The sequence below is a fragment of the Nitratidesulfovibrio termitidis HI1 genome (genome assembly GCF_000504305.1).
GTDB lineage: Bacteria > Desulfobacterota > Desulfovibrionia > Desulfovibrionales > Desulfovibrionaceae > Cupidesulfovibrio > Cupidesulfovibrio termitidis.
On the sequence record NZ_KI632512.1, the window covers coordinates 801160 to 813202 of the forward strand.

Sequence of the window (12043 nt, forward strand, 5' to 3'; positions counted from 1 at the left end):
GCCGCAATTCACAAGGGAGTTGCCACGCCGGGCCATGCCGCCTAGCCCTCGCGCGGCAGCGTGGGGTCCACGCCGTAAGCCGCCAGCACTTCGAACATCTTGCCGTGCGCTTCCAGCAGCAAGCCGTGGCATTTGCCGAAATCGGGCCGACCGCCACCGCTGTCGCCCAAGATGGCCCCGCACGATATGCCCCCGCTGGCGGCGGTGCGTTCGCGGAACCATTCGGCGAATTCCGTGGTCATGGCCTCCAGCGCATCGTGGGGCTCTTCCCCGTCGTGGCCCTTGGCCAGGCACAGGCCCATGGCCATGCACCCGCCCAGCAGGATGCCGCAGGCGCCTTCTGCCAGACCGAAGCCCCGGCACAGCCCGCCAGCAGCGCGCACCGCGTCCCGTCCGTCGCCCAACCCGTCACCGGACGCATCGCGCCCCTGCACGTCCAGCATCAGCTGGACCATGATCTGGGTACAGCAGTACCCGGCGGCCCCAAGGGCCAGTACCCGTCCGAACGCATCGTCGCTCATGGCGTATCCCCCCGTTGTGCATCATCGTCACGCCGCGCCAGCAGCAGCGCGTAGCCGGGCCGCCCGCCGCCACCGCCACCGCAGCCGAACAGATCCGACAGTTCCGCCCCGGCAAACAGCAGCCTGCCCGCCAGTTCCGCCAGCAGGCGGCTGTGATCCTCGAACGCCAGCACCGTGAACCCGGCTCTGCGCAGCATGCCTTCCATGTCCGCGCGCGGGATGGCCCCGGCGCGGCAGGAAAGGATGCGGGAGTGCGGACCGGAGCGCCGGGGTTCGCTGCCGTCCGTGCAACCGTGCTCACAGCCTTCCTCACAGCCGTCTGGGCCACCGTCTGGGCCACGCCACACGGCAGCCGCGCGGCCCGGACGCACGTACAGGTCGGTCCAGACCAGCACCCCGCCGGGACGCAGCACCCGCGCCAGTTCCGCCAGCACGGTCCCGCGCTGCGGGAACACCGAGAGCACGCATTCGCAAAACACGCCATCCAGGCTGGCGGTGCGCAGCGGCAGACCGGGGGCATGCTGTGCGGATGCCTGCGCGTCCGGCCCGGCATCCGCCTGAATCAGGGGCATCTGGCCATTGCGCATCCGCGCCTCGGCCAGCAGGCTGGCGGAAAGGTCCAGCCCCACCGCCGTCATGCCCCCCTGGCGCAGCAGGGCCACGGTTTCGCCGGGGCCGCAGCCCAGGTCCGCCACCCGCGCGTCATGAGGCAGATCCGCCAATTGCCGCGCCAGTTCCAGCGCGCGCATGGTCAGGGCCAGTCCGCCGGGACGCAGCGTGGCCCCGGCCACCGCGCGCAGGGCCGGGTGCTCCCACGGCCCGCGCAGCGCCTGAGGCTCCCACGGTTCGAGCGGACTGGTGACCGAGCCACCATCACCCGCAGGCGCGGCGACCGCCTTCGGCGCGGGAGGCCCCTCAGGCCCGGAAACATCGACGGCGGACGGCACGCTCACTTGTCCTCCAGCAACTGTTCCACTTCAAGCATCTTGCCCAGCGCCAGGGCCTCGTCCACCAGCACCTGCCCGCAATCCGGACAGGTCAGCAGGCGCACGTTGAAGGTGCTGCCAAGGTAGGTCAGCTCCACCGACAACGGACGCGGCGTGCCGCCGCAGGCGCAGGCCCAGTTGCCGGACGCGGGCAGATAGGCCGGTTCGTGGGGCGATTCCTTCCATCCCCCGGCGGGCGTCCCCTGCGGCAGCACCATGCGGTGGGCATAGGCCTGCCGGATGGCGTAGGCGGGCGCGGCATCGCCCCCTACTCCAGCCTCAGTTCCGTCCCCAGTTCCGCCCCCCGCTGCGCCGCCGGTTCCACTTTCCACGCCGCCGGTCACGGGTTCGTACCCCGCCCAATGCGTGACGCGTACCCGGCGCAGGCAGGCCAGACGCATCCCTGTATCGGTGTTGATAAAATAGCGGCCCGTATGTTCGGCCTCGGCGATTGCACCGCGCAGATCATCATCAAGGATGCGCCGCCGCTCCATCACCTGCCGCATATCCTGCGTGATGCGCAACGCCACGTCCCGCGCGATGTCGTCCGTGGCTCCGGGCGGGGTTTCTCCGTACACCTCACGCAGCAGGTGGTCGCGCAGCCGGGCCCGGTTCTCCTGCCGGGCGGTGATGTGCGGTCCGGGCGCTGCCGGGTCCGGATTGCCGCCGGGCAGCGGCGGCAGCAGCAGGTCCAGCAGGTGACTGGCAGGACTGCCCGCCTCGGCCAGCCGGTCGCGGCACATGGCGCAGTAGGTGACGAAGGGCAGGTCCGAAGCATCGGCCCTGCGCTGGATGACGGTACGGGCAAGATCGGGATCGGCCTCGGCCATCAGGCCGCCGTAGCCACAGCATTCGGTGAGTTGGCCGGTCAGGTCCGGCTCGTGCACCGCCACCCCGCGCGCGGCCAGCAGCCCGCGCACCGTGGCCCGCAAGGGTTCATCCCCGCGGGCGGCACAGGGGTCATGCAGCGTGAGCGCCGCCGGAACGGTCGCCAACTGTCCGCTGACGCCGTACTCCGCCAGCACGACCCACAGCGGGGTCTGGGGCAGGTCGGGCAACAGCGTGCGCAACGTGGTGGCACAGGACGGGCACCCCACCACCAGCGTGGGGCGTCCCATCGCGTTCCACCCGTCGCGCAGTTCCTCGGCGGCGGCAGCGGCCAGGTCGTCGCGCCCGGCCCACAGCGCGGGCGCGCCGCAACAGCGCAGGGCAATGCCCGTGCCGCCGGGCAACCGGTCGTCCAACAAGGACCACGCCTGCGCGACTCTGTCCGGGGCGGACGCCGCAAGCTGGCAGCCGGGCAGGAACAGCCAGGCGCAGGTCGTGGCCCCCGCCGGGGCGCGCAGCAGCGCGGCATGCGGCCCGTTGCTGAAGGCCATGTCGTCCAGCGCGAATTCGTGGGTGGACGGGGGCATCTTGCCGTCATGCACCAGGGTGCGCCGCGCCTCGTGGCACAGCGGAGCCATGTCGAACCCGGTGGGGCACACCGTGCCGCACAGCCCGCACAGGCTGCACGAATTGATGAACCGGTTGGCCTGATGCACGCCCTTGACGATGGCCAGGTTGTTGTAGATGCGCCGGGCGTGCTTCTTGGGGTAGTCACCGTACTTTTCCAGATACGGGCACACCTTGACGCATTCCAGACACTGGCATTGCAGACAGCGGGCCGCTTCGGCCCTGTATGGGGTGTCAGCGGCGACGGCATCGGGCGCAAGATTGCCCCCGCCGTTGCCGTTACCTGTCGCCACCCCCTCTCCTGCGGACGGCAGCGCGGGCAATGCCACGGGCGGCATGGCCTCCACACCTTCAAGGCTGGTGAACAAGCGCGTTTCGAACGGCCCCTGCCGTTCGCGGGCCGCCGCGAGCGACACGCCGGTCAGGTGACGGTCCATGGATGTGGCGGCATGACGGCCATCGGCGGCCTCGTCGATGCAGCGCGGTACACCTTCCACGGGCCAGCCGCCGCAGAACACGCCGGGCAGATCGGGGTGGGCCAGGGTCAGCGCATCGCACCGGTCGCGGTCCGGCAGGCCCAACGCGCTGGCAGCAGCCGGGCTCCACGCCAGAAACACCGCCCCGTGCGCGGCGCGCATCTCTTCCAGCACCGCCGCCGTGGGGGCCACGGGCGCGGCAAAGCGCACCTTGAGCCCGGCCAGCCGGTCCAGTTCCCTGCGCAGGGCATCCGGCGGCAGCACGTCCTGGGGGATGGCTGCAAGACGGCCAGCAGCGGCCATCCTGGCGGCACCTTCCGCACCACCTTCGCCCCCACGCTCTCCTCCGTCATCCAGCCACCCGGCCAGGGTCACCGCGTGGCCCTTCTTCGCCAGATCCCAGGCCACGGTCAGCGCGGCCAGCCCGCCGCCCAGCACGGCGGCGCGCAGCCCCCGCCCCGGCAAGGGGCGTGGGTCTGCCGCCGGAACGGTCAGCGCGGCGCAGGCCCGCTCCAGCGCGCCCACGGCAATGGTTCCACCCGCTTCATCACGCAGGCAGGCCGCCTGACAGGGGGCCTCGCACAGCCGGGCCAGCACGCCGGGCAGGGGCATGGTGCGTTCCAGCACGCCGCGCGCCTCGCGCCAGCGGCCTTGCGCCACATGGTCCAGAAAGGCACGCGCATCTACATGCAGCGGGCACGCCGCCTGACAGCGGGGCGGTTCTTCCTGTATGCAGCGCGACTCCCAGTCGCGTAACGGAGTCTGGTCCATGCCATACCTCCCCTTTCCGGCCCTGTCGGCAAACCGGACGGAGCGTACGGCACAACCCCACGCCCCGAAAAATGATGCCCCGGGGCGGAGCGCGTCCACCCCGGGGCCGTGTTCATCGTCTTACGCGCCCTTCAGGCCCGCCAGCACCTTTTCAGGCAGGGCGGGCAGGTGGCGGATGCGCACGCCGCAGGCGTGATAGATGCCGTTGATGATGGACGCGTGCGGCGCGCTGAGCGGCAGCTCGCCCACGCCCGACGCGCCGAACGGACCGTCGCCGCGCGGCGTTTCCACGTAGATCAGTTCGATGTTGTCGGGAATGTCCTTGATGTACGGAACGCCCGCGCCCGCCATGGTGGCGTGCTTCTTGAGGTCCTCGTAATCTTCGGACAGGGCCAGGCCCACGCCCTGGGCCAGGCCGCCGTACAACTGGCCGTCGGTGACCAGCTTGTTGCAGACCTTGCCGATGTCGGCCACCAGGGTCAGCTTGTCCACCGTGGTCTTGCCGGTGGCCAGTTCCACGGCCACTTCAGCCATGAACACGCCGTACATGTACGAGGTGAAGGGCTTGCCCTGCCCGTTCTCGTCGCAGTGGGTGCCCGCCGCCGTCCACGCGCCGCGATGCTTGGTGGCGATCTTTTCGTCCACCATCTCCTGGTAGGTGCGGAAGCCGCCGGGCTTGCGCATGGCTTCCACCAGGTTCTCGCAGGCCACGCGCACGGCGTTGCCGGTGACGTACTGCGACCGGCTGCCGCCCGCCGGACCGCTGTTGGGGGCCTTGCTGGTGTCGTTGAGCACCAGGCGGATGTTCTGCGGGGCGATGCCCAGCGGGCGCAGCGCCTCGTGGGCGGTGCCCAGCGAACCCATGTCTGCGCCCTGGCCGTGGTCTTCCCAGCAGTTGTAGATGGTCACGGTGCCGTCGGGATTCAGTTCGGCGTCGGCTTCCGAGGTGTCCGGCCCGTCAAGGCCGCAGCCGTACACGCCCACGGCAACGCCCACGCCCTTCTTGACCGCCGCCGTGGAACCGGCCTTGGCCGCATCCAGCGCCGCCTTGTACTTGGGCCGCAGGATATCGATCATTTCCGGCAGGCTGTACACTTCCGGGTCCTGCCCGGTGGGGTTGGTGTCGCCCTTGCGGTACACGTTGATGTAGCGCAGTTCCAGCGGGTCCATGCCCATCTTTTCGGCCAGTTCGTCCATCAGCACTTCGGTCGGGAACTCGATTTCCGGCGCGCCGTAGCCCCGGAAGGCGGCCCCCCAGGCGTGGTTGGTGCACACCGTGCGGCCCTGGCCCCGGATGTTGGCGATGCCGTAGCCCGCGCCGCCGAACTGTGCGCCGCGCAGGGTCAGCAGGTCGCCGAACTCGGAATACGGGCCGTGGTCCACGGTCCAGTCGGTTTCCAAGGCCATGATCTTGCCGGTCTTGTCGGCGGCGTAGCGCGCGTTGACGAAGAACGGCGAACGCTTGCCGGTGTAGTTCTGCTGCTGGCGGTAGTTGTAGCGCAGGTGCACCGGACGGCCGGTGGCCATGGCCGCCACGCCCACCAGGGCTTCCATGGTGGGGCTGAACTTGTAGCCGAAGGTGCCGCCCGCGGGGTTCTGCACCATGACGATCTTTTCCGGCTCAAGGCCAAGGCCGGGGGCGATCATGTACAGGTGCAGGTGCAGGCCGATGGACTTGGAGTGGATGACCAGACGCCCTTCGCCGTCGGTGTAGGCGAAGCCCACGTCCGGCTCGATGGGCAGGTGCGGCTGGCGGCTCACGTAGTAGTCGCCTTCCACCACCACGTCGGCGCCGTCGAAGATGGGCTTGGTGTCCGCGCCCTTGGCGATGTTCTGGGTGAAGTACACATTGGGCGTGCCGGGATGGATCTCGATGGCGTCCTCGGCCATGGCCGCCGGGGCGCTCATGTAGGCGGGCAGTTCTTCCAGCTGCACCTTCACCTTTTCGGCGGCGGCGCGGGCGTTCTTTTCGCTGTCGGCGCAGACGATGGCGATGGCGTCACCGTACTGGAACACCTTCTCGTCGCACAGGATGGGCCGGTCCCAGCCGTCACCCTTGTTGGAGGGGAAGGTGATCAGGCCGGTGATGCGGTTCTTGCCCTTGACGTCCTTGTGGGTAAGCACGCTGTGCACGCCGGGCATCTTCAACGCTTCTGCGGTGTCGATGGACAGGATGTTCGCATGCGACACTTCCGCCTGCACCAACGCAAGGTGCAGCGCATTGGAGGGCATCTTCAGGCCCAGGTCCGCACCGTAGTCGCAGGTGCCCGTTACCTTGGCAATGGCGGAGGGGCGGGGGTACTTCGATCCCCAGATGCGGCCATCGGCGGGGATCTTGAAGCAGAGTTCGTCGGCGCTCATTTCGCCGCGCAGCACCTTGGCGGCATCCATCACGGCATCGACCAGAGGCTTGTAGCCGGTGCAGCGGCAGACGTTGCGGTGTTTCTGGAACCAGTCGCGCACATCGCTGCGGCTGGGGTTCTTGTTTTCTTCCAGCAACTGCCTGGCCGAGACGATGAACCCGGGCGTGCAGAAGCCGCACTGCGCACCGCCGTGGGCCGTCCACGCCAGTTGCAGCGGGTGCAGGCAGTCGGGGCTGCCCACGCCCTCGATGGTGGTCACCGAAGCCCCGTCGGGCAGACGGCGCATCTTGTACGCGCACGAACGCACCACCTTGCCGTCAAGGATGACGCTGCACGCGCCGCACTGGCCTTCGCCGCAGCCCACCTTGACGCCGGTGAGCAGCAGTTGTTCGCGCAGCACGTCCGCCAGCGTCGCTTCCGGATCGACGACAAGGTTGCGGGGTATGCCGTTGACGATGAAATGCTTGTTGATCATGAGCCTGGCCTCCGTGGATCTGTCCGTTGCATGTTGCGCGGGCGGGCATGCCGCCCTTTCCGTCGCGGGCGGATGATTCGCCCTTTCCTGCACGGGCGGCGTGCGCCGCCCCTCCCGTTATGCCGGCCCGGCTGGGCTACGCGCCCTTGCCGAACGGGCAGGCGGGATACCGGCATTCCTGGCAGCCGAGGCACAGGCCGCCATGACCGAGCGCGGTGATGTCCTCCCGCGTGACGGCAAGCCCGGCCAGCAGCCGGGGCGCCACGAGGTCGAATATCGACGCCCGGTGATACATGACACACCCGGGAAGCCCCATGACGGGCACTTCGCCGAGATACGCCAGCATGAACATGGAGCCCGGCAGCACCGGAGCCCCGTATGCGACGACGCGCGCCCCCGCGGCCCTGATGCCCGCCGGGGTCTGGTCGTCCGGGTCCACGGACATGCCGCCGGTGACGACGATCATGTCCGCCCCTTCGTCCACCAGTTCGCGGATGGCCCGTGCCGTGGCGTCACGGTCGTCGGCCACCAGCACCTGGCGCACCACCTCGCTGCCGAGGTCGGCGAACTTGCGGCGCACCACCGGGCCGAACTTGTCCTGGATGCGGCCGTGGAACACCTCGCTGCCCGTGGTCACCATGCCAACACGGGCATGGCGGAAGGGCAGCACGGAGACCACCGGCGCGCCGTCAAGGGCGCGTTCGGCCTGGTGCAGCAGTTGTTCGTGAACGATGAGGGGGATGACGCGCATGCCCGCCACCATCTGGCCCGTGCGCACCGCGCTCAGGCCGTGCAGCGTGGACACGGCGAGTTCGCCCAGGCCGTTCAGGCGGCCAAGGGCGGGAACATCGACGTGCAACAGCCCGTCGTGTTCGGCGACAAGGTTGACCCGCCCCTCGCACCTGGCTTCCGGGGCCACGCCCGCACCGCCGACGGCGCGCGCCAGACGCATGGCGGCATCGTCTTCGTGCAGTTGGCCCGCGCCAAGGCGCAGGGCGTAGACATGCTCCTTCCCCATTTGCAGAAGGAGGGGGATGTCCGCGGGGGCGATGATGTGCCCCTTGCGAAACCCCGGCCCCTTTTCGACGCCGGGGATGATGCGCGTCATGTCGTGACACAGCATCATGCCCACGGCTTCGTGGACCGGGACGATCGAAAGACCGTGCTCGTGACCTTGCATGTGCTTCTGCTCCCGTGAAGGGACAGGCAGCATTCCGGCGTTGCCGCAGTCATGTGTGGTGCCCTCTCGGACGCAAAGAGAAGGGCATGGCCGGACTGGGTATGCAGGCACTCCTAGTGTGCATATGTATCAGCCCCGACAGGTCACGGTCAACGTACAACGCGTGTTAATTCAAGCATGACGCCATGTTACAATGAGTGCTCGCTCAACCCGCCACCAACAGTACGAAGTGAATGCGTATTTTTACGGGGCATTCGCTCATGGAAAGATATTTGCTGGTAATCATTGGGTCTGCCACACCCTGATTTGGGACAAGAACCAACCAGAACATGCCAAACATGATGATTTTCGACTTAAAAATTACCATAAGCGACCATAACAAACAGCCACATATTCCCCCCTGTGACAAAGCCCACCTATATGCTTCATTTAACCTACCGTTTTCTATTGATAAATTCTTGCATGCGCCACAAACTGTGCTACTATGCCATGAAAGACATGATGGTTGCTGGCCCCTGCGCCAGTTCCCCGCAGCCCCAGGGTCGTACCGGGCGCGCGGCGCCAGCAGGCGCCCGTGTCCGCCCAACTGCCTGCGGAGCCGCGACGGCGCCCATTCCCGCGCACGCCCGGCGGCATCGTGTCGTTTCTCCTTCCCGCAGCGAAGGGGGCGCGCACCGCGCGCATGGTTTCGCGGGTACAGAACAAGGTCCACAGGACTTCCGGTCCTGTGAAGGGCTTTAACAAGGAGTGGAACATGAAAACTACGCGGCGGAGTTTTCTCAAGCTCATGGGCGTGAGCGCTGTCGGCCTCTCGCTCTGTCAGCTTGGGTTCGATCTTGAAGAAGCGCAGGCGTATGCCAGCAAGCTCAAGATCGAGGGCGCGAAGGAAGTGGGCAGCGTCTGCCCCTTCTGTTCCGTCTGTTGTCAGGTCATCGCCTACGTGCGCAACGGCAAGCTCGTTTCGACCGAAGGCGACCCCGACTTTCCGGTCAACGAAGGCGCCCTGTGCGCCAAGGGCGCGGCCCTGTTCTCCATGTACACCAACCCGCACCGCCTGACGAAGCCGCTGTACCGCGCTCCGCACAGCGACAAGTGGGTGGAAAAGGACTGGGACTGGACCCTGAACCAGATCGCGCGCCGCGTTAAGGACGCCCGCGACAAGGACATGATCCTCAAGAACGCCAAGGGTCAGACCGTCAACCGATTCGAATCCATTTTCATGATGGGCACCTCGCACGCCTCCAACGAGGAATGCGCCGTCATCCATCAAGCCATGCGCGGCCTGGGTGTTGTCCATATGGACCACCAGGCCCGGGTCTGACACAGTCCCACTGTTGCGGCTCTGGCAGAGTCGTTCGGTCGAGGGGCTATGACGAACCACTGGATTGATATCAAGAATACCAATGCAGTGCTCATTATCGGCAGCAATGCCGCAGAACACCATCCTGTCGCCTTCAAGTGGATCATGCGGGCCAAGGACAACGGCGCGGCCCTCATGCATGTGGACCCCAAGTTCTCCCGCACGTCCGCCCGCTGCGACTTCCACGTGCCCCTGCGTTCGGGCACGGACATCGCCTTCCTGGGCGGCATGGTGAAGCACATCCTTGATAACGAACTCTACTTCAAGGATTACGTCTTCAACTACACCAACGCCGCCTTTGTCGTCGGCAAGGATTACGCCTTCAACGACGGCATCTTCAGCGGGTACGACCCCAAGACCCGCAAGTACGACCAGTCCAAGTGGGCCTTCGAGAAGGGTCCCGACGGCGGCCCGGTCATCGACGAAACCCTCAAGAACGAGCGGTGCGTCTTCAACCTGATGAAGAAGCACTACGACCGCTACTCGCTGAAGAACGTCTCCGACGTCACCGGCGTGACCGAAGACAACCTGCGGCGCGTCTACGACATCTTCTGCGCCACCGGCACCCCGGACAAGGCGGGCACCATCCTGTACGCACTGGGCTGGACCCAGCACACCGTGGGCGTGCAGAACATCCGCACCTCCACGCTCATCCAGCTGCTGCTGGGCAACATCGGCGTGGCGGGCGGCGGCATCAACGCCCTGCGCGGCGAACCCAACGTGCAGGGTTCCACCGACCACGCGCTGCTGTACCACATCCTGCCCGGCTACAACCCCATGCCGTCGGCGCCGCTGCAGACCCTGGCCGAGTACCAGAAGGCCAACACCCCGGTCACCACGCTGAAAAACAGCGCCAACTGGTGGAGCAACCGCCCCAAGTACGTGGTCAGCCAGCTGAAGGGCTGGTACGGCGATGCCGCCACGCCGGAAAACGACTTCTGCTACGAATACCTGCCGAAGCTCGAACCCGGCGAGGACTACTCGTACATGTACGCCATGGACCGCATGTACCAGGGCAAGCTCAAGGGCGGGTTCATCTTCGGGGTCAACCCGATGAACAGCTTCCCCAACACCAACAAGATGCGCGCGGCGCTGGACAACCTGGACTGGCTGGTCTGCTCCGAGTTGCACAACTCCGAGACCACCGACAACTGGAAGCGCCCCGGCGTCGATCCCAAGACCAAGAAGACCGAGGTCTTCCTGCTGCCGTCCGCCCACCGTATCGAAAAGGCGGGCACCATCAGCAACAGCGGTCGCTGGTTGCAGTGGTTCGACAAGGCGGTGGAGCCGGGCGGACAGGCCCGCAACTTCGCCGACATCTTCGTGCCGCTGGTCAACAAGATCCGCGACCTGTACCGGAAGGAAGGCGGCACCCTGCCCGATCCCGTCCTGAAGCTGCACTGGACCGAGAAGTTCGATGCAGAAGAATGGACCCGCCGCATCAACGGCTTCTTCTGGGCCGACACCAAGGTGGGCGACAAGGAATACAAGCGCGGCCAGATGGTGCCCGCGTTCGCCCAACTGAAGGACGACGGCTCCACCTCGTCGCTGAACTGGCTGTACACCGGCAGCTTCACCGAAGAAGCCGGCAACAAGTCCAAGAAGCGCGACGCCAGCCAGACGCCCATGCAGGCCGCCATCGGCCTGTTCCCCAACTGGTCGTGGTGCTGGCCGGTGAACCGCCGCATCCTGTACAACCGCGCCTCGGTGGACCTGAACGGCAAGCCCTTCAATCCCAAGAAGGCCGTCATCGAATGGGACGGCTCCAAGTGGATAGGCGACGTGCCGGACGGTCCGTGGCCGCCCATGGCCGACAAGGAAAAGGGCAAGCTGCCCTTCATCATGAACAAGGACGGCTACGCCCAGTTCTACGGAACGGGCAGGCTGGACGGTCCCTTCCCCGAGCACTACGAACCTGCGGAAACCCCGCTGGACAGCCACCCGTTCTCCAAGCAGCTGTCCAGCCCGGTCTACAAGTTCCACACCTCGGACATGGACCAGATGGCCAAGGCGGCCGACCCCGACTACCCGTACGTGCTCACCACCTACAGCCTGACGGAACACTGGTGCGGCGGCGGCGAAACGCGCAACGTGCCCAACCTGCTGGAAACCGAGCCTCAGCTCTACATAGAGATGAGTCCCGAACTGGCCAAGGAAAAGGGCATCAACAACGGCGACGGCGTGATCGTGGAAAGTGCGCGCGGGCGCGTGGAGGCCATTGCCATGGTCACCGTGCGCATCCGGCCCTTCACGGTCATGGGCAAGACGGTGCACCTCGTGGGCATGCCGTTTGCCTATGGCTGGACCACGCCCAAGTGCGGTGACTCCACCAACCGCCTTACCGTTGGCGCGTACGACCCGAACACCACCATTCCCGAAAGCAAGGCCTGTCTCGTCAACTTGCGCAAGGCCGACAAGCTGACCGAAATAGCCTAACCGGAACAGGGCGCGCCCCG

The 12043-nt window shown here is 66.8% G+C and carries 6 protein-coding genes; 1 reads left to right on the top strand and 5 read right to left on the bottom strand.

Going from position 1 to position 12043, the window contains the following annotated elements:
• Nucleotides 1–41: 41 nt before the first annotated feature.
• The 5 genes from DESTE_RS03480 to DESTE_RS03500 form a co-directional block, all read right to left on the bottom strand.
• Entirely contained in the window at nt 42–521 is a 480-nt protein-coding gene (locus tag DESTE_RS03480) for a DVU_1555 family C-GCAxxG-C-C protein (RefSeq protein ID WP_035065077.1), read from the bottom strand.
• A complete protein-coding gene (trsM, locus tag DESTE_RS03485; RefSeq protein ID WP_051384283.1) occupies nt 518–1474 on the bottom strand; it encodes a DVU_1556 family methyltransferase in 957 nt (318 codons plus the stop codon). Before trsM ends, DESTE_RS03480 begins: the two co-directional genes overlap by 4 nt.
• A complete protein-coding gene (locus DESTE_RS18610; protein WP_035065080.1) occupies nt 1471–4209 on the bottom strand; it encodes a pyridine nucleotide-disulfide oxidoreductase/dicluster-binding protein in 2739 nt (912 codons plus the stop codon). Before DESTE_RS18610 ends, trsM begins: the two co-directional genes overlap by 4 nt.
• Before the next feature lie 120 nt (nt 4210–4329).
• Nucleotides 4330–7047, bottom strand: coding sequence for a molybdopterin-dependent aldehyde oxidoreductase (locus tag DESTE_RS03495; RefSeq protein WP_035065082.1), 2718 nt, complete (start codon nt 7045–7047; stop codon nt 4330–4332).
• A gap of 136 nt (nt 7048–7183) precedes the next feature.
• Nucleotides 7184–8227 (bottom strand): molybdopterin-binding protein, encoded by a 1044-nt coding sequence (locus DESTE_RS03500; protein WP_035065084.1) that lies wholly within the window; start codon nt 8225–8227, stop codon nt 7184–7186.
• A 754-nt stretch (nt 8228–8981) separates the two neighbouring features.
• Here DESTE_RS03500 and fdnG point away from each other — a divergent pair.
• Nucleotides 8982–12023, top strand: coding sequence for a formate dehydrogenase-N subunit alpha (gene fdnG / locus DESTE_RS03510; protein ID WP_156925252.1), 3042 nt, complete (start codon nt 8982–8984; stop codon nt 12021–12023).
• The last annotated feature ends 20 nt before the right edge of the window (nt 12024–12043 follow it).